This is a genomic window from Streptomyces sp. NBC_01390, from assembly GCF_045040105.1.
In the GTDB taxonomy this organism is placed as follows: domain Bacteria; phylum Actinomycetota; class Actinomycetes; order Streptomycetales; family Streptomycetaceae; genus Streptomyces.
Genome location: NZ_CP109551.1, coordinates 1,162,261 through 1,181,359 on the forward strand (window position 1 = coordinate 1,162,261; position 19,099 = coordinate 1,181,359).

12 protein-coding genes are annotated in these 19,099 nt (G+C 71.6%); 9 read left to right on the plus strand and 3 right to left on the minus strand.

The annotated features are described in order from the left end of the window. The first annotated feature begins 41 nt into the window (after positions 1-41). The 9 genes from OG241_RS05010 (at position 42) to OG241_RS05050 (ending at position 8,787) form a co-directional block, all read left to right on the plus strand. A complete protein-coding gene (locus OG241_RS05010) occupies positions 42-1,604 on the plus strand; it encodes a sugar ABC transporter ATP-binding protein (RefSeq protein WP_405813894.1) in 1,563 nt (520 codons plus the stop codon). Then, the gene (locus OG241_RS05015) at positions 1,597-2,640 is read left to right on the plus strand and encodes an ABC transporter permease (protein ID WP_405813896.1); all 1,044 of its coding nucleotides are present in this window, start codon (positions 1,597-1,599) and stop codon (positions 2,638-2,640) included. Before OG241_RS05010 ends, OG241_RS05015 begins: the two co-directional genes overlap by 8 nt. Before the next feature lie 118 nt (positions 2,641-2,758). Then, a complete protein-coding gene (locus OG241_RS05020) occupies positions 2,759-4,093 on the plus strand; it encodes an L-fuconate dehydratase (protein WP_405813897.1) in 1,335 nt (444 codons plus the stop codon). Then, a complete protein-coding gene (locus OG241_RS05025) occupies positions 4,086-4,331 on the plus strand; it encodes a hypothetical protein (protein WP_405813898.1) in 246 nt (81 codons plus the stop codon). The genes OG241_RS05020 and OG241_RS05025 overlap by 8 nt, the downstream gene beginning before the upstream one ends. Beyond that, positions 4,328-5,371, plus strand: a complete 1,044-nt coding sequence (locus OG241_RS05030; protein ID WP_405813899.1) for a zinc-binding dehydrogenase — start codon at positions 4,328-4,330, stop codon at positions 5,369-5,371. The genes OG241_RS05025 and OG241_RS05030 overlap by 4 nt, the downstream gene beginning before the upstream one ends. Further along, positions 5,368-6,129 carry an SDR family oxidoreductase gene (locus tag OG241_RS05035; RefSeq protein WP_405813900.1) on the plus strand — a complete coding sequence of 254 codons (762 nt, stop codon included), beginning with the start codon at positions 5,368-5,370 and terminating at the stop codon, positions 6,127-6,129. The genes OG241_RS05030 and OG241_RS05035 overlap by 4 nt, the downstream gene beginning before the upstream one ends. Continuing rightward, positions 6,126-6,779 (plus strand): bifunctional 4-hydroxy-2-oxoglutarate aldolase/2-dehydro-3-deoxy-phosphogluconate aldolase, encoded by a 654-nt coding sequence (locus OG241_RS05040; RefSeq protein WP_405813901.1) that lies wholly within the window; start codon positions 6,126-6,128, stop codon positions 6,777-6,779. The genes OG241_RS05035 and OG241_RS05040 overlap by 4 nt, the downstream gene beginning before the upstream one ends. Further along, on the plus strand, positions 6,776-7,852 hold the full coding sequence (locus OG241_RS05045; RefSeq protein ID WP_405813902.1) for a sugar kinase: 1,077 nt from the start codon (positions 6,776-6,778) through the stop codon (positions 7,850-7,852). The genes OG241_RS05040 and OG241_RS05045 overlap by 4 nt, the downstream gene beginning before the upstream one ends. Before the next feature lie 212 nt (positions 7,853-8,064). Next, positions 8,065-8,787, plus strand: coding sequence for a FadR/GntR family transcriptional regulator (locus OG241_RS05050; protein WP_405813903.1), 723 nt, complete (start codon positions 8,065-8,067; stop codon positions 8,785-8,787). Between the two features lie 94 nt (positions 8,788-8,881). On the opposite strand, the gene OG241_RS05055 is transcribed toward OG241_RS05050, so the two are convergent. The 3 genes from OG241_RS05055 to OG241_RS05065 form a co-directional block, all read right to left on the minus strand. Continuing rightward, positions 8,882-10,858, minus strand: coding sequence for a ThiF family adenylyltransferase (locus OG241_RS05055; RefSeq protein WP_405813904.1), 1,977 nt, complete (start codon positions 10,856-10,858; stop codon positions 8,882-8,884). 149 nt (positions 10,859-11,007) lie between these two features. Further along, positions 11,008-12,270, minus strand: a complete 1,263-nt coding sequence (locus OG241_RS05060) for a phenylacetate--CoA ligase family protein (protein WP_405813906.1) — start codon at positions 12,268-12,270, stop codon at positions 11,008-11,010. Between the two features lie 69 nt (positions 12,271-12,339). Beyond that, on the minus strand, positions 12,340-19,092 hold the full coding sequence (locus tag OG241_RS05065; protein ID WP_405813907.1) for a beta-ketoacyl synthase N-terminal-like domain-containing protein: 6,753 nt from the start codon (positions 19,090-19,092) through the stop codon (positions 12,340-12,342). Positions 19,093-19,099 lie beyond the last annotated feature (7 nt).

Sequence of the window (19,099 nt, forward strand, 5' to 3'; positions counted from 1 at the left end):
ACCGCCAGGACTTCCGGACCGACGAACACAAGGCGGTTGAGATGAGCGACGGGGACCGAGCAGTCACCCCCGAGCCCGCCCCGGCGGACGACGGACGGGCCACGTCCGGCCCGCCCGTCGTCGAGGCGACGGGCATAGTCAAACGATTCGGTCCGACGGTGGCACTGAACGGCGCCCGGATCACCATCAGGCCCGGCGAGACCCACGCGCTCGTCGGCCGCAACGGAGCCGGCAAGTCGACCCTGGTGTCCGTCCTCACCGGACTTCAGGCGCCCGACGAGGGCACGGTCACCTTCGGCGGCGCCCCGGCCCCCCGGCCCTCGGACCGCGACGCCTGGCGCAGCCGGGTGGCCTGCGTCTACCAGAAGTCGACGATCATCCCCACGCTGACCGTCGCCGAGAACCTCTTCCTGAACCGGCACGATCACGGCCGCAGCCGGCTCATCACCTGGCAGGGCGTACGACGCCGGGCCCAGGAGCTGCTGTCGACCTGGTCGGTGGACGTGGATCCGCAGACCCCGGCCGGTGAACTGAACGTGGAACAGCGGCAGTTCGTGGAGATCGCCCGCGCACTGTCGTTCGGCGCGCGGTTCATCGTCCTCGACGAGCCGACCGCCCAGCTCGACGGCGCGGCGATCAACCGGCTCTTCGACCGGATCCGGGACCTGCAGGGCCAGGGCGTGACCTTCCTGTTCATCAGTCACCACCTCCAGGAGGTCTACGAGATCTGCGACATGGTGACGGTGTTCCGGGACGCCCGGCACATCCTGACCGCCCCGGTCACCGAGCTTCCCCGCACCGAACTCGTCGCCGCCATGACCGGCGAGGCGGCCGGCGACCGGCGCGAGGAGCGGACGAGTTCGCTGGTCGCGGAAGCGACCGCCGCACTGCACGTCAGCGAACTGAGCGGCGAGGCCTACGACGAGGTCACCTTCCAGGTGGGCGCCGGCGAGATCGTCGGACTCGCGGGAGCCGCCGGCAGCGGTCGCACGGAGATCGCCGAGACCGTCGTGGGCCTCAGGGCGGCGGACGCCGGCCGGGTCGCGATCGCCGGGCGGCGGCCCCGGCCGGGGAGTGTCCCCGCCGCGCTCGCCGCGGGCGCCGGCTTCGTGCCGCAGGACCGCCACCACCAGGGCTTCGTCCCCGACATGTCGATCGCGGACAACGCCACCCTGTCCGTGCCCCACCGGCTCGGCAGGAACGGGTTCGTCAGCGGCCGCACCCGGGACCGGCTCGCCGAGGGGATGATCGAGAACCTGGCGATCAAGACACCGGGTCCCGAACTGCCCGTGTCGGCGCTGTCCGGGGGCAACCAGCAGAAGGTCGTCATGGCCCGCGCCCTGGCCGACGCCCCGCGACTGCTGGTGCTGATCAACCCGACCGCAGGCGTGGACGTGCGCTCCAAGGAGTTCCTCCTCGGCAAGGTCGAGGAGACCGCGCAGACCGGGACCGGAGTGCTCATCGCCTCCGACGAACTCGACGACCTGCGGATGTGCGACCGGGTTCTGGTGATGTTCCAGGGCCGAGTGACCTCAGAGATCACCCGCGGCTGGCACGACCACGACCTCGTGGCCGCGATGGAAGGAGTGGACCTCCATGCCTGAAACCGTTCTCGCCGAGACTCCCGCGCCGAAGGCCGCCGAGCCGGGGGCCCGACGGACCGCACTGTTCGGCGGCCGGATACCGCTGGCCAGGCTGCGCGACCTCGCGCTGGTCCCCGCGATCGTGGCGATCGCGATCGTCGGACAGATCGTCAGCCCGGTCTTCCTGCAGACCGACAACCTGATCAACGTTCTGCAGACGATGTCCGAGATCGCACTGCTGGTCCTCGCCCAGACGATGATCCTGATCGTCAAGAAGATGGACCTCTCCCTGGAGTCGACCATGGGCCTCGCGCCCGGCGTCGCGGCCTGGCTGGTCGTTCCGACCGGTGCCGGACACGGCCTCGGGCTCCTCCCCGGGGCCTGGGCGATCCCGGTCACCCTCGCCATGGGCCTGCTGATCGGTGTGGTCAACTCCCTGCTGATCATCCGCTTCGGCCTCAACGGCTTCATCGTCACCCTCGGCATGCTGATCGTGCTGCGCGGTGTCCTGACCGGTATCTCGGGCGGCCAGACCTTCTTCCAGCTGCCGGAGTCGATGCTCTACCTGGGCACGGCCCAGTGGTTCGGGATGCCGGCCTCCATCTGGCTCTGTCTGGCACTGTTCGCCATCGCCGTCGTGGTTCTCGGCTGGACCAGCTTCGGCCGCTCCCTGTACGCCATCGGCGGCAACGTCGACGCCGCGAAGGCGGCCGGTATCCGTACCGACCGGGTGCTGTGGATCGTCCTGATCACCGGCAGCGTGCTCGCCGCCCTCGCCGGACTGCTGCTCTCGGGGCGGCTGGCCTCGGTGGCCTCCGCGCAGGGCAACGGCTACATCTTCACCGTCTTCGCCGCCGCCGTCATCGGGGGGATCAGCCTCAACGGCGGCAAGGGCACCATGTTCGGGGCCTTCAGCGGCATCCTGCTGCTCTTCATGATCCAGAACGTGCTCACCCTGGGCGGCGTCCCCGCGCAGTGGATCGGCGCCCTCAACGGCCTGATCATCCTGGTCGCGCTGATGATCTCGCGCATCACGGGCGGCAAGGTCCAGGACTGAGCTGGCTGCCGTCGCCGGGATCCACGGGAACCGCACGGCCGCCGAACCCCCCGCTGTCCTCCCCGCTCTCGCCCTCTCTCGTCGCAGGGTCCACGCCCCCTGCCCCCTAGGAGTTGCCATGTCCTGCGCTGAGTCCCCCGTACCGGCATCCGCTCGCATCATCGCCGTGGACGTCCTCGACGTACGCTTCCCGACGTCGGAGCAGCTGGACGGTTCGGACGCGATGAACCCCGAGCCCGACTACTCGGCCGCCTACGTGGTCCTGCGCACCGATGCGGGCGACGGGCTGGAGGGCCACGCTCTGGCCTTCACCACGGGCCGCGGCAACGACGTCCAGGCCGCGGCCATCGCTGCGCTCGCCCCGCATGTCGTCGGCCGGTCGGTGCGGGAGGTGTGCGCCGACCTCGGCGCGTTCTCCCGCTCCCTGGTCCACGATCCCCAACTGCGCTGGCTGGGACCGGAGAAGGGCGCCATCCACATGGCGACCGGCGCCGTCGTCAACGCCGCCTGGGACCTCGCGGCGAAGCGCGCCGGCAAGCCCGTCTGGCGCTTCCTCGGCGAGATGTCACCCGAGGAGCTGGTAGCCCAGGTCGACTTCCGCTGGCTCAGCGACGCCCTCACCCCCGAAGAGGCGCTGGAGATCCTGAAGCAGGCCGAACCCGGCCGCGCGGAGCGCGTCGCCCTCCTCCTGGACCGCGGCTACCCCGCCTACACCACCACCCCCGGCTGGCTCGGCTACTCCGACGAGAAGTTGGCCCGTCTGGCCCGCGAAGCGGTCGCGGACGGCTTCACCCAGATCAAGCTGAAGGTGGGTGCGGACCTTCGGGACGACATCCGCCGCATGCGCACCGCCCGCGAGACCGTCGGCCCGGACATCCGCATCGCCGTCGACGCCAACCAGAGATGGGACGTGCAACCCGCGATCGACTGGATGCGCGAACTGGCCCCCTACGACCCGTACTGGATCGAGGAGCCGACCTCCCCCGACGACATCCTCGGCCACGCCGCCATCCGCCAGGCCCTCACCCCCATCAGGGTCGCCACCGGCGAACACATCGCCAACCGGGTCGTCTTCAAGCAGCTTCTCCAGGCCGGCTCCGTGGACATCGTGCAGATCGACTCCGCGCGGGTCGGCGGCGTCAACGAGAACCTCGCGATCCTGCTGCTCGCCGCGAAGTTCGGCGTCCCCGTGTGCCCGCACGCGGGCGGGGTCGGGCTGTGCGAGATGGTCCAGCACCTGTCGATGTTCGACTACATCGCCGTCTCCGGCACGACCGAGGACCGCGTCATCGAGTACGTCGACCATCTGCACGAGCACTTCGTCGACCCGGTGCGCATCGCCGACGGCCACTACCTCGCCCCCACCTTCCCCGGACTCGGCGCCCAGATGCACCCCGAGTCCCTCAAGCAGTACACGTACCCCGACGGCCCGGTCTGGGCCGCCCGTGTCTGACACCCGGCGCCCGGTGGACCCCCACCAGCCGGTGTGCGACCCCGGCCATCACCCCGAGCGCACCACCAAGGCACCCGCACACCCCGACCCGGTCGGGACCCTCGGCCGCTTCGAGTTCTACGACGCCGCCCGCTCTCCCGGCCTGGCACTGGCGATCGTCACCGCCGACATCCGCACCTCCGCGAACCTGCTGCTGACCATCGGGGTCCGCGCAGAAGGGACCCTGAGCACACGATGACCCTCGCCGTCCGCTACACGGCCGCCCGCACCCTGGACACGGCCCCCGCGGAGACCGCCCCGCCGGGTCCGGGCGAGGTGGAACTCGCCCCCGCCTACGTCGGGATCTGCGGCACCGATCTGCACATCTTCCACGGGGACATGGACGCCCGCGTCCAGACCCCCGCCGTCATCGGACACGAGATGTCCGGCCGTATCACCCGTATCGGATCGGACGTGGAGGGCTGGGCGCCCGGTGACGCGGTCACCGTGATGCCGCTGCGCTGGGACGACACCTGCCCCGCCTGCCTCACCGGTCACCAACACATCTGCCAGCACCTCGACTTCATCGGCATCGACTCCCCGGGCGCCATGCAGCAACGCTGGACCGTACCCGCCACCACCCTCGTCCGCCTGCCCGACACTCTCCCCCTCCACCGCGCCGCCCTCGTCGAACCCACCGCCGTAGCCGTCCACGACGTCCAGCGCGCCGCGGTACGCCCCGGCGAGCAGATCGTCGTCGTCGGTGGCGGGCCCGTCGGCATCCTCATCGCCCTTGTCGCACGAGCCACGGGAGCCGACGTACGGGTGGTGGAAGTCAGCCCCCACCGGCGTGCCATCGCCGCGGAGTTGGGGCTTACCACCTGGGATCCGGCCGCCGTCGATGTGCCCGAGCTGGTGCGGGAGTGGACCGGGGACGCGGGCGCCGACGTCGCCTTCGAGGTGTCCGGCGCCGCGGCAGGCGTGGACACTGCGGTCGAAGTGCTGGGCGTGCGCGGCCGGTTGTGTCTCGTCGCCATCCATCCCCGGCCCCGGGAGGTCAACCTCCACCGCTTCTTCTGGCGCGAACTCACCCTCGTCGGCGCCCGGTTGTACAACCGCACCGACTTCGAGAAGGCGGTGGCGCTCGTCGCGGACGGCACCGTCCCCGCCGACCGGCTCATCAGCAAGGTCGTGCCGCTCACCGAGGCACCGGCCGCCTTCGAAGCCCTCGAAGCGGGCGGCGACGTCATGAAAATCCTCGTGGACTGCACCGAGCGGACGAACGGAGCCGGAGCGTGAACGCCTTCGACCTCACCGGGAAGCTCGCCGTCGTCACCGGCGCCCGCCGGGGCATCGGCCGCGCCATGGCCCGCGCCCTCGCCCGGTCCGGCGCGGACATCATCGGCATCAGCGCCAACCTGGAGCCCTCCGGCAGCGACGTGGAGAAGGACGTCACCGCAGCGGGCCGTACGTTCGAGGCGATCCGCACCGACTTCGCCGACCCCGAAGCCGTACGAACCCTCGGAGCGGACCTCGCCACACGCACCCGGTCCGTCGACATCCTCGTCAACAACGCCGGCACGATCCGCCGCGCCCCCGCGGCCGAACACTCGGACGTCGACTGGGAGTTGGTCCTCCAGGTCAACCTGACCGCACAGTTCACGCTGACCCGGGCCGTCGGCGCGGCGATGGTGGCACGGGGACAGGGAAAAGTCATTTTCACCGCGTCGTTGCTCAGCTTCCAGGGCGGCATCACCGTCCCCGGCTACACCGCCGCCAAGCACGGCATCACCGGACTCACCAAGGCGTTGGCCAACGAGTGGGCGCCGCACGGCGTCAACGTCAACGCCATCGCCCCCGGCTACATAGCCACCGACAACACCCAAGCCCTCCAGGACGACCCGGCCCGCAGCAGAGCCATCCTGGACCGTATCCCCGCCGGTCGCTGGGGCAGCGCCGACGACCTCGCCGGCGCCACGGTCTTCCTCGCCTCCGACGCCGCCGCCTACATCCACGGCACCACCCTCCCCGTCGACGGCGGATGGCTCGGCCGATGAACAACACCAGCGATCCGGCCCTGGCCAACATCCTTGCCCGCGTCCTCGGGGGCGCCCGACTGATACCCGTACTGACCGTGCCCGACCCCGCCACCGCCGCCCCACTGGCCGAGGCGCTCACAGCGGGCGGCGCCACCTGTGCCGAGGTCACCTTCCGCGCCCACGGCGCCGAACAGGTACTCAGGGAGATGGCCGCTCACGGCGGACTCACCGTCGGTGCCGGCACCGTGCTCACCCCCGAACAGGCGGAACGGGCCGTACAGGCAGGGGCCCGCTTCGTCGTCTCCCCCGGCTACGACGAGGAAGTCGTGGCCAAGTGCCGGGAGTTGGGTGTTCCCGTGGTCCCCGGCATCGCCACCGCCACGGAACTGATGCGCGCTCTGCGCGCCGGTCTCGACACGGTGAAACTGTTCCCCGCCGAAGCTCTGGGCGGCCTGGCCACCCTCCTGGCTCTCGGCGCGCCCTTCCCGCAGACCCGCTTCGTGCCCACGGGCGGGATCAGGCCCGAGCAACTCGCCGCCTACCTGGCCGTGCCCTCGGTCCTCGCCGTCGGAGGCAGCTGGATGGCCACCGCCACCCACCTGGCGCGAGGCGACTACGCGACCATCCGCCGGCTCACCCGCGAAGCCGTGGACAGGAGCGCACTGTGACCGGGACTACCGACGTGATCGCCCTCGGCGAGGTCATGCTCCGCTTCGACCCCGGTGAAGGACGCATCCGCACCACCCGAACCTTCCACGTCTGGGAAGGCGGCGGCGAATACAACGTCGTCCGCGGCCTGCGCCGCTGCTTCGGACTGCGCACCGCCATCGTCACCGCCCTCACAGACAACCCCGTCGGCCGCCTCGTCGAAGACCTCATCCTCCAAGGCGGCGTCGACACCTCCCACATCCGCTGGACACCCGACAACAACAACGGCCGCACCACCCGCAACGGACTCAACTTCGTCGAACGCGGCTACGGCATCCGCGGAGCCCTCGGCGTCAGCGACCGCACCCACACCGCCACCTCCCAACTCCGCAAAGGAGACATCGACTGGGACACCGTCTTCACCAGCGGCGTCCGCTGGTTCCACACCGGCGGCATCTTCGCCGCCCTCTCCGACACCACCCTCGACGTCGCCGACGAAGCCATGACCGCCGCACGCCGCCACGGCATCACCATCTCCTACGACCCCAACTACCGCCCCAGCCTCTGGACCGGCCGAGGCGGGGCCGCCGCCGCCCGCCAGGTCGACCTGCACCTCGCCCGCCACGCCGACGTCTTGGTCGGCGCGCTCGGCCTCGCCGGAACCAGCCCCGAGGCCCCACGCTTCGCCCCCGACGAAGTCCCGGACGCGCTGGCCGACATCGCCGGCCGACTGCCCACCGCCAAGGTGCTGGCGACGACCCTGCGCGAAGTGCCCTCAGCCGCGGTCAACGACTGGACCTCCGCCGCTTGGTCGCCCGAAACGGGCTACGTCGCCGGCCCCCACATGCCGGGCCTGCACATCCTCGACCGCATCGGCTCAGGCGACAGTTTCGCCGCCGGCCTCATCCACGGCCTGCTCACCGGCGACGAGCCCTGGCCCGGCCCGTTGTCAGTCCCCCGCCTGGAACGCGCCCTCGCCTACGGCACGGCCCACGGCGCCCACACCATGACCACCCCGGGCGACACCAGCATGGCCACGCTCAGCGAAGTCGAAGCACTCATGGCAGGCGGCACAGCAGCCGTCAGCCGCTGACCTGTCGCACTGTCCGCCGCCGTGATCGTCTTCACCCGCAACCGTCCCAGTATCATCACTGTCACTCTCGGCATGCGGACTCAGGAACAGGTCGGACGAAACATGGAACTCCACGGGCGACCCGTCCCCGAAGGCCTCTGGGAGGAACTCCGCGCCCAGGGGCTGATCCGAGCGGACATGCACGGCGGCGACGACCGGGGAGGGTGTGCGCGGTGTCTCTGACGGACAAAGCCATCGAACGGATCCGCGAGCTGATCAGCACCGGCGCACTGCCGCCGGGATCCAAGCTCCCCCCGGAACCGGATCTGGCCGCCCAGCTGGGCCTCTCCCGCAATCTCGCCCGCGAGGCGGTCAAGGCGCTGGCCGTCGCCCGGATCCTGGAGGTCCGCCGGGGCGACGGCACCTATGTCACCAGTCTCCAGCCCAGCCTGCTCCTGGAGGGACTGGGCGGGGCGGTGGAACTCCTGCAGGGCGACTCCGCCGTCCTGCAGGACCTCATGGAGGTACGGCGGCTCCTCGAACCGGCCGCCACCGCACTGGCCGCCACGCGCATCTCCGACGACCAACTGGTCGAGGTCAAAAGCCACTTGGACGCCATGCGCGAGGCCCGCGAGGACGTCGAACTGCTCAACGCGCACGACGCGGCCTTCCACCGCGCGGTCGTCGCCGCGACAGGCAACGAAACCCTGCTCACCCTGCTGGAGGGCGTCTCCGGCCGAACGCTGCGCGCAAGGATCTGGCGTGGCCTGGTCGACGACCAGGCGGCGGGCCGGACCCTCGCCGAGCACGAGACGATCTACGCGGCACTCACCACGCGCGACAGCGCCCTCAGCCAGGCCGCCGCCCTGCTGCACGTCAGCAACACCGCGCGGGCACTGAAGGAGCACCTGCGCGTCAACCAACCCGTCCCCTCCGAAGCGGCCACGCAGAAGTAACAACCCCGCCCCCCGACATGGCCCGCGCGAAGACCCGCATGGAGCAGTTGGTGGCCCACCCCTTCTGCCCGGTCCGGGACGGGCTGCGCTTCGGTCACCGTCCCGTCCATCCGGTCCACCGCACGGAGGCGTCGGTCGGGCAGCGCGTCACCTGGCGGGCCGGCGCGGCGGTGGCCCGTCCCGCCCGCAGCACCGCCAGTACCGTGTCGTTCGGGTCCGCGCCGCCGCCGGTCCGGAGCGCCGCCGGTCCGCCGGACTCGTGGCCCAGTGGCTGGGCGGCGTATCCGGCCTCGGTCAACGCGAGCCACACGCGCATCAGCGCCACACCCGCGTCGAGCCTGTCGGTGACCGTCCGCCGTGGGCCCCGCAGGACCAGTACGGCTCCGCAGTTGCGCAGTCCTCGGGCCCGGAGACGGGCCGTCGCCATGGCCGGTGGTGTCGCCCACCGGGGTGGCACCATCCGGCTTCCCAGGACGCGGCCGACGGCATGGGTCGTTCCCGAAGCGGCGAGCAGATCGCTTGGATCACCGAAGGAGCGTCGGCCGTCCTCGGTTCGTGCTCGTTCCCTCAGCCACTCCCACAGCGCACCGTCGTCCGCGCGCCCGTCTTCCCCGGCGTCGAGCTCGGTGCGGGCGAGCCGGCCCAGGGCTGTGGCTCCGGTGACCGTTTCCAGGGTGAGGTTCCGCTCGGTGCACGTCAGTTCGATCCGCTTCAGTGTGGTCCCGTCGAGCGGTGTCCGCAGCAGATCGTCCCGGTGGGTACTGCGCAGGCCGAGAGCTCCCTGCCGGGCGAGCACGTCGTCGCGCAGTCGGTCGCAGTGGAACCGGCCCGCGAACCAGTCCGCCTCGCCCGGATCGGCGGTGGCTCCACCTTCCTCCCACTCCCCGTGGGCGAGGTAGGACATCGCCCCCAGCGCACAGCCGAGGCTCTCCGCCCAGCCCAGCGGGTCGGGTGCGGCGGAGGGCCAGCGCGTGGGGTCCGGTGCGAGTCGCACCGTACGCCCGTCGAGGGGCTCGAAGCGCCAGGGCTGGGCGTTGTACGGGGACGGTGCGAGCCGGGCGCCCCGCAGCACGATCGCGAGACGTTCGGGGAGCGGACGTACGGGCGGGGCCGCGGACTCGGGCGGACGGAGGTGGGCCGATGCCGGAGCCTGGACCGATGCTCGGGCCGCCGACCGGACCGCTCGAAGGGTCCGCGCGAGTTCCAGCGGCATTCTGACCCGGTGGGCGAGCGCCGCCGCGCGGGGCATGGCCGCCGCGTGCAGGTCCACGGTGACGACGTGCCGCGTCCTGCGGTTCATCAACAGGTCCAGTACCACCCTGCTGCCCAACGCGCCCATGCCGAGCACACAGTAGGAGATCTGCGGCCAGGTGCCGCCGTGGGACAACCGGTCGGCCATGACCGGGAGGTAGTCGCTGGGGAAGTGGGACCTGCCGAACCAGCGCACGGAGTCCCAGACGCGGCCCTCCCGGTGGGCCTCGGCGGTGGCGGTGCCGTAGAAGGGCACGGGTCGGCGACGGTAGTCGAAGACGTACACGGCAGGTTTCCCGCCGAAGTCCGCACCCGCGACAACGGGGATGCCACGCTGTGCGGCACGCTCGTGGAGCTGGTACTTGACCCAGGCGGACATCTGCGGGTCGATGGCGTCGAAGGCGACATGGACACCGTCCAGCGCCTCGTCCAGGTTCTCCAGCGTCAGCCCCTCCGGACAGACGGTCACCTCGGCGGACGGGTTGATGGCGCGCACCCGCTCGGCCAGTACCTCGGGCTTCGGCCGACCGGCGTCAGCGAGCACACAGGCCTGCCGGTTCAGGTTCGAGACGTCGAAGTGATCCGGGTCGGCGAGCCGGAAGCGCACCACGCCGAGCCGCGCCAGCGGTTCCACCACCGCGCCGCCGACACTGCCGCAGCCTGCCACGAGCACGGTCGCCGCACGCAACGCCGCCTGCTCACGCTCGTTGACGATGCCGAGGTTGCGGGTCACCGCCTCGGCCCCGGCCTCCGCCACGGCGACGTCCGACAGATCCGTGTCATGAAGGTCCGTGTCGTGATCGTCCGTGTCACGCGTCATGGTCGAGGCCTCCCTCTCGGCGGAGGACGTCCGGACCCGGACCCTGTTCCGTACGGCGATGGAGTCGGCGAGGGTCCCCTTGACGAGTTTGGATCATGAGGGTTCCTGTTCTGGTCGGGGGCGTGTTCCCTGGGCTGGGCGGCGGGCGCTCACGGCGTGCGTTCGTCGATCAGCCGGAGCAGCTTTCCCGTCCGGGAGTTGACGACGAGCCCGGCGGCCGGAACGCACTCCACCGTCAGCGGGCTGATCAGTCCGGCGTCGACGTGCTCCGCGAACATCGGGCGGATCTCGTCGAGCCGGCTCGCGACGGCCTTGCCCACGGCGTCCGGATCGCCGAGGTCGCCCGCGATGCGCACCACCAGCTCGTCCCGGCCGTCCTTGCGGCGCTGCACCACCTGCATGCCGACGAGGGGCCGGCCGTCGGCCACCTGCTGCACCACGGCGCGCAGATCCTCCAGATACACGGTGATCGGCCCGACCCGAGCGCCTTCGTCGGAGCGGCCCAACAGCCGGAACAGCCCTTCCTCGCGGTCCACCCAGGTGCCGCGGTCCCCGGTGGGATACCGGATCACGGGCATCAGCCGGCGGGCCAGATCGGTCACGACGAGCCGTCCGGGCCGGCCCGGTTCCCTGACGGGCTCGCCGGTGTCGTCGTCGACGATCTCCATCACCGTCTGTGGCCGGTGGGTGCGGTGGACCCGGGGATCGGGGTCGTCCGCCACGGGCGCTCCGAGCATGCCGCCGTCCACGCTGCCGTAACCCATCGAGCGGATACGGGCGTTGGGGAACGCCGCTTCGAGGAGGGGGCGTTGGTCCTCGTAGAACGACTCGCCGCCGAACATCACGAGGCGGACGTCGGGCGCCGGCCGGTCCAACTCGGTGAGCTGGGCGGCGAGTTGGCAGATGGTGGTCGGCGGCCCCAACAGCGCGGTGGCGGCGAACTCGTGGATGACATGTGCCGTGTACTCCAGCGGGGCGGACGCGACGGGCAGGTGCACGTTCGGTACCGAGGACTCCTGCAGGCACAGCACGTTGAACAGGAAGCTGGCGTACAGCTCCCCGGCGTAGAAGAGGTTGGCGATCCGGTCGCCGGGGCGCAGTCCGGCGTGCTCGAAGCCGTTGCCCTGGAGCCGGCTCATGCCCAGCAGTTCCTGTCGGGTGTAGACGGACAGTTTGGGCTCGGTCGTGGTGCCGCCGGACTTGAAGACGATGCCGTCGGTGAGGGGGCCGGTGAGCACCCGGCTGTCGTGGGCGGTGTTGGCGGCCCAGAAGGACGAGTGGTCCAGGACGGGGAGGTCCTCCAGGACCACGGGGCCGGGCGGCACCTCGGCGTACAGGTCGCGGTAGTAGGGCGAGTGCTGCCGGACGAAGTCGACGAGTTCGGTGAGGTCGTCGGCGTAGTACGGGGCCACGGTGGAACCTCCTTGGTTCGTGGAGAAGGGGTTCGCGGAGAAGGGGTCCTCGGGGAAGGGGCAGGGCGCTCAGCCGTCGTCCTCGGTCAGTCCGATGCCGAGGTCCGTCACGTGGTAGATGCGAGTCCCGTCGGCCCACAGCCAGGCGTCGGCGAGGGCGTACGGCCCGCGTTCGGTCTCGCCGGTCTCGGTGACCTCCAGCTCGACGGTGATCGTCCTGTTGCGCGGGGTCACCTGGCCCCGGTACTTCCAGGTGAGGGGCCGCCCGGGGAGTACCGGTTCGAAGCGCGGTCGGCGCAGGGCGTCACCCAGTCCGCTCTCCATGGCGTAGAACTGGAGAAGTTGGTACATGGCCTGCACGCCCAGGGATCCCGGCTGGACCGGGTCCTGGAAGAAGTGGGCCTTGAAGAACCATTCGTCGGCGTCCACATCCTTCTCCGCGCGCAGCCTCCCGAGCCCGGCCCGTCCGCCGTCCGGCCACCAGCCGGTCACCCGGTCGAGCATCAGCAGCATCGGACCGGGCAGGTGGAGCGGCCCCTCGAAGTACTTCGCGGGCCTGGCGTCGAGAGCGACACGGACGTCGCACGGCCGTTCAAGGGCCCGCCGTTCGTCGTCGGTCGGTGGCAGTCCGATCTGGTTCTCGAACGCCGCCGGCGGGAAGAAGCCGAACACGGTGGTGAGCGAGAACACCGGCTCGCCGTCGGCGAAGCACTCCACCCCGAACGTCTCGATGATCATGTCGCCGCTGTGCGCGATGTCGAGCAGCCGGGTCCGGGTGCGCAGCACCTTCGTGCCGGGCCGGATCTCCCGCAGGACCGTTCCCGTGCCGTCGAGGTTGCGGAACAGCAGGTCCTCGTCGTGACCGAGGGCGCTGCCGACATACGAGGCCAGCCAGCCGCTGGCCTGGAGAACGACCTCCATGAGCACCCCGAGCGGCATGACGGGGAAGCCGTTCTGCTCGAAGTACCAGACCTGGTCCGGGACTTCGTACTCCACCTCCACCGCGCTGCCTGCCTGCGGCACCCAGGCGGGACCCTCCACGGCGACGGCACGGCTCATGAAGTGGAACGGCGGCCCCGGCAGCCGCGCCAGCCTACGGGCGCTGTCGAACGGGGCGTAGGCGGCGCCGAATGCCTCGCTCGGTTTGCCCCATGCGCAGGCGAGCATCGAGGCGTAGTCGTAGCGGAAACCCTCCGCCTCGGCGACAGCCGTCGCCTCGTGGTGGCCCACGAGACCGGCGAGCGCGCGGTGCGGGACGGGCACGCCGGTCGGCTGGACCGCGGCGGGCCCGAGCTGCCGCCAGTGGGTCAGCGGCCAGTCCGGAGCGAGCCGCAGCCGGACGCCCCGCGCATGGAACGCCTTGACCCCGTCGACCGTGCACAGCACGTCCGCCACCAGTTCCGGTTCGGGTCCGGTGGACAGCCCCGACACGAACACCTCGTACGTCAACTGCCTGCTGTCGGGCGTCACTTGTCCTCGGCAGAGCATCGGCACGGGGTTGCCCGGGGCCGGTTCGAAACGCCAGCCGTCACGGTCGACGGTGCAGCCGAGGGCGGCGAGATGGAACGCCATGGCCTGCAGACAGCCTTCGAACATGAGGGTGCCCGGCATGCACGGGTCCTCGGGGAAGTGACCCTCGAAGAACCAGTCGTCGGGTGAGATCTGGGTGACGGCCCGTAGGAAGCCTCGACCCCAGGGCCCGCCGGTGGGGTCGAACTCCGTTATCTCGTGCAGGAGTTGCAACCTCCCGTCGCCCGTCCGGGGCGAACGGATGTGGCTACGGGTGAGTTCCCAGCCGGTGCCGAAGCAGTCGAAGGGCCGGCCTTCGGTGAACGCCCGCACCGCATCGGGCCCGAAGGAACGCGCCGGGGTGCTGACAGGTGGCGGGTCGAAGGGCAGTGCGGGGTCGGGGGTCTCGGTCTCCGGGTCCCACAACACGCCGCCGGTGCGCGCGAGTTCGTCGTCGGTGAAGAAGCCCGCCTGACCGCCCCGCATGGTCAGGCGGAGTTCGTCCCCGACGTAGCAGTCGTAGTGGAAGAAGAACAGCCGGATGCCGCCGTGCTCGCCGTGGCCGTCGATGTGGATCTCGTAGCGGAGTGTGTCGCCCGGGAGTGGCGGGCTGCCGTGGTAGGTCAGTTCGCAGCCGAGGAGGCGGTAGACGCGTTCACCCCGGTTGAGCAGATCCACCCCGAGCCAGCTGATCAGCAGCAGGTCGGCCTGGCCGGCCTCGACCATGATGCCGGCGGGCATGCGTCCGCACGCGTCGAGATACCAGCTGTCGGGCCGGACGTCGGTCTCGGTCCGGATGGTCCCGGTACCCATGGACGCCGGCTCCGCGTCGATCCCGGTGACGCGGTCCGCGAGCAGCATCGGCGGCGCGGGCATCCGGGTCTGCCGCCGGTACTGGTCCTGCGCGGCGAACAGGGGGCCGAACAGGGCGGACACCGGGCCGGTGGCGAGACGTTCCAGGTCGGCGCGGGTGAAGACGGAGCCGCTGGATACGTCGGCTGCGGCGGGGGTTGGTGTGGCCACGGGTGTGGCCACTGCCACGGGAGCCGACGGCGCCGGGAGCGGGGACGGGGGTGGGGGTGGGGGTGGGGGTGGGAGCAGGGATGCGGGCGCGGACGGGTGCGGGGGCGAACCGATGGGGTTCGGCGGCGAACCGGCAGCGTTCGGACGAGCGGCCAGGAGGTGTGCCGCCGCCCTCTGGCGTGTCGCCAGGAACTCCCCGTGCACCCGGGCCTGGACGGCGAGGAAGTGACGGTGGGCGGAAACGACGAGGTGTTGTGTCCCCATGACCGCGGTCGTCGCGGGGTGGCGCGTCAGGGTGCCGGGGGCCTGCGTGACACCGACCGGCGCGGCAGGGGCCTCGGCCAGGACGGGCAGCGCAGCGGCGGCCGGCGCGGGGAGCAGGATCCGATCCGGATCCCCAACCACCCCGAGGGCAGGGCGAGTTGGCGCGTCGCACGCCGGGACCGTGCCCATGCCCTCGCCCATGCCCTTGTCCGTGTCCGTGTCCGTGCCCGCGTAGTACTCCGGTGTGCTCGGCAGCCGGGGTGCCCTCGGCATCACCTCGGGGGACGGTAGTGTGCCGGGATCGGGCAGCCGGATCGCCGGTGGATGCGCGGGCAGGGTGAGCCGACGGCTCGCAGCTCGGGGCTCGGGCCGGGCCGCGGCCAGCGTGTCGCACAGCGCGTCGGTGTCCGCCTCCACTCCCGCCGCAACCAACTCCACTGCGGAGCGCAGTAGTTGGCTGATGCCACGACCCACGGGAGCGTCCAGGGACACCGCGACGTGCTCGCGGTCCCCCAGGACCCGCCTGATCCATCCCGCGCAGTGGCTGCGGGGACCGTGTTCGACGAAAACCCGGACACCGTCCTCCCAGGCCTGTTCGACGGTACGGCCGAAGTCGATCGGGCCCAGGGCCTGTTCCGTCAGCGCGTCGGCCGCCGCGTCGGCACTCGCGCGGTACCAGCGACTGGTGGAGCAGGTGTAGAAACGCACCCCGACATCGGTGGTGGGCAGATGGTGCATCCGCCACCAGGTGTCCCGGATCTCCGCCAACTCCGGTACGTGTGCGGCGACCTGGTAGGGAATGTGCAGCGCCTGGGTGGTGCCCAGCCGGTCCAGGACCCGTAGACAGCCGCTCGCCTCGCCGCCGAACACACAGGAGTCGGGGGTGTTGACGACCATCAGGTGCACCCCGGGTTCGTCCCCTATGGCGGCTCGCACCCGTTCGACGGGCTCCTCCACCTGGTAACTCGCCCATACGGTGCCCTCGACACCCAGTTTCCGCCAGGCGCGGCGCGGCACCTTCAGCTCGCCCACCACCCCGTCGGCGAACAGCTGGGCGCGCCGGGCCTGCGCGGACAGGCCCGTGACGTCCGTCCAGGCACCCAGCGACGCCAGTGCGCTGGACTCGCCCGAGGAGTAACCGAGCGAGGCCTGCGGTTCGATCCGCAGCAGCGTTCGGGTGATCCGGGCGTGCAGCTGGCCGAGTACGGACGCGCCCCAGATCTGGTCGAGCGCATGCCGGGGACGTGGCCGCTCGCTCTCGTGGGCCCAGCCCACCAGCCCGTGCAGCGGCCCGCTGCGCTCCTCGACGGCGGCGAGCAGATCGGGGAAGGCCAGCATGACGTCGGCGCCCATACCCGCGTACGCCATGGATCCCCCGGAGAAGACGAAGGCCACCTCGCCGCCCACGGGTCGGTCGCGGAACGCCGTGAGGTCCGGCCGTGCGCCGCCCTCGCCGGCGAGCCATCTCCGCACCGCCTCGGTCCGGTCCGCGAGATCCTCGGGGCCGGCGGCGGCCAGCGCCAGCCGGGCCGGACCGTCGTGCGACTCACGGCCCTCGGCGAGGGCCCGCACGACGTCCGCGCGACTGTCCCCCGAGAACACATGGACCCTGCGCGGGAGTTCGGTGAGGTACGGAGCCGGGTCGGCGGCACGCAGCCGTATCCGCCGGGCGGGCCCACCCAGCGGTTCCACCCCGGCCACGGCGGTCCGTGCACGCAGCGCCGGGCGGGCCGGGGCGCCGGCCCGTGGTACGGCCCGGTGGTGCAGGGCCAGCGCCGAGGACACCACGGCGAGCAGTCCGCTCGCGGCGTGGGCACGGCCGAACAGATCGGCCGGGTCGAAGTGATCCGGCGTGGCGCCCGGCTGCGTGGGGTCCCCGACGGTCCACCGCCGCCCGACGGCTTCCTCGTCGTGGTTCTCGGACGGTGGCGCGTCCGTCAGATCCAGGTCCGCCAGATCCAGGTCCGTCAGGCCTGTGTCCGTCAGTTCCGTGTCCGTCAGTTCCGTGTCCAGCAGGGCGAGAACGGTGTCGCCGTCGGCTCGGGCGTCGGCGAGTCGCTTGAGCACCAGCACGACAGCCGCGTCTCCCGGCCGGTCGTCCCGGCCGAGTTCGGCCAGGGCCGCGCGGTGGACGGGCTCGTGCGAGAGGTCCACCGCGCCGACCAGCACGGCGTCGGCGTCGCCCGCCCGCAGCGCCCGGGCGCCGACCTCCAGCGCCACGAGGCCGGAGGCCTCCTCCGCGCTGATCGTGAACCCGGGCCCGGTCAGGTCGAGTTGGGCACTGATCCGGTTCGCGACCAGATTGGGCATCGTCCCCACCACGGCGGACGCGGACTGCGGCGACTGGACGGCGTCCCGCAACTCCCGTACACGACTGCTGTTCTCGTCCAGCAGCTCCGGGATCCGCCAGCGCGTGATGTACCGGGCCACTTCGGGATCGCAGCCCATGCCGATGAGCACCATCGTCCGGTCCCCCGGCAGGGCCGTACGGTCCGCCGCCTCGCGGGCCGCCTCAAGTACCAGGAGTTGCTGGGCGTGGGTGTGTTCCAGGTCCAGCGGCGGGAACCGCAGCCCGTCCAGGGCCACTTCCACGGTGTGGCGGGCATCGTCCCGGCGCTGCCCGGCGAACAGCGCGTCCCGCAGATCGTGCAGATCCCGGCCGTCGCCGACGCGCGCGCCGACGGCGACGACGGCGATCGGCTCGGGCGTCCGAGGGGTGCGCGGCGGCGGGGGAAGCGCCGGGGTTCCGGAGTCGTCGCCGGTCCAGGCGTCGACGATCAGGTGGGCGTTGTTGCCGCCGAAGCCGAACGCGCTGACCGCCGCACGGCGCGGCCCGGTCCACTCCTCGGGTTCGTGCAGCAGCCGCAGCGGGGTTCCGGCGAGCGCCGCGAGGGGTTCCTCCGCGCCGACCGTCGGCGGGCGGATCCCGGCGCGCAGCGCGCCCAGCGCCTTCAGCAGCCCGGCGGCACCGGCCGCGGTGATCAGATGGCCCACATTGGACTTGGCCGAACCCGTCGGCAGGTCCGCCGAGTCGGTGAACACCCGGGCCGCGCTGCGTACTTCGACCGCGTCACCGACGGGTGTGCCCGTGGCGTGGCATTCGAGCAGGCCGACGCTCTCCGGGGCGACGCCCGCGGCTTCGTAGGCCTGTCGCATCGCCCGTTCCTGGCCGTCCTCCGACGGGACGAGCAGTCCGCCGCCCCGGCCGTCGTTGGACAGGCCGATCCCACGGATCACCCCGAAGACGGGCGCGCCGGAGGCGAGGGCGTCGTCGAGGCGCATCAGGGCGACGAAGGCGGCGCCCTCGGCGGGGACGAGACCGTCGGCGTCCCGGTGGAAGGGCCGGCTCGATCCGCTGCGGCTCATCGCCGCCAGGCTGCAGAAGCTGACCTGGAGAAAGAGGTCGTCCGCGCTGTTCACTCCGCCCGCCACCATCAGGTCGGCCCGGCGCTCCTGCAGCTTCCGGCAGGCCAGCCCGATCGCGTAGAGCGCGGAGGCACAGGCCGCGTCGAGGGCGAACCCGCCGAGTCCCAGGCCGAGTTCGCGGGCGGCGAGATGTGCGGGCAGACCGGACATGAAGCGGTTTCGGGGATCCGGCGGCGGGCCGCCCGGCGTCAGGTGCTGGTCGCGCAGCCAGATGTGTTCGGCGTAGGACGCCATTCCGGTGGTGGGGAACGACAGGTTGCCCAGCACCAGTCCCGCGCGGTGCAGCAGTCGTTCCTGGCCGGCCTCCCGCAGTGCGGCGGCGGCTCCTTGCCACGTCCAGTGGAAGACGGGATCCAGGGACGGGTCCAGGGGACCGGACGCGGTGAAGTCCGTGACATAGCCGGCGGTGCGGCTCCAGGTCCGGTCCGTGCAGTCGGCCGGATCGCCGAGCGCCCAGGCGTCGGACAGGCGCCGGCGGTCCTGCGGGGTGTCGCGCAGGCTGACCCGGCCCGCGAGGACGTTGTTCCAGAAGGTGTCGGGGTCGGGGGCGTCCGGCATGACGCAGCCGCGTCCCACCACGGCGATCGGTTCGAAGCGCATGGCCCCG

Coding starts and splice junctions, on each gene's coding strand:
- OG241_RS05010 (WP_405813894.1), top strand. CDS start 42: ATGAGCGACGGGGACCGAGCAGTCACCCCCGAGCCCGCCCCGGCGGAC.
- OG241_RS05015 (WP_405813896.1), top strand. CDS start 1,597: ATGCCTGAAACCGTTCTCGCCGAGACTCCCGCGCCGAAGGCCGCCGAG.
- OG241_RS05020 (WP_405813897.1), top strand. CDS start 2,759: ATGTCCTGCGCTGAGTCCCCCGTACCGGCATCCGCTCGCATCATCGCC.
- OG241_RS05030 (WP_405813899.1), top strand. CDS start 4,328: ATGACCCTCGCCGTCCGCTACACGGCCGCCCGCACCCTGGACACGGCC.
- OG241_RS05040 (WP_405813901.1), top strand. CDS start 6,126: ATGAACAACACCAGCGATCCGGCCCTGGCCAACATCCTTGCCCGCGTC.
- OG241_RS05055 (WP_405813904.1), bottom strand. CDS start 10,858: ATGACGCGTGACACGGACGATCACGACACGGACCTTCATGACACGGAT.
- OG241_RS05065 (WP_405813907.1), bottom strand. CDS start 19,092: ATGCGCTTCGAACCGATCGCCGTGGTGGGACGCGGCTGCGTCATGCCG.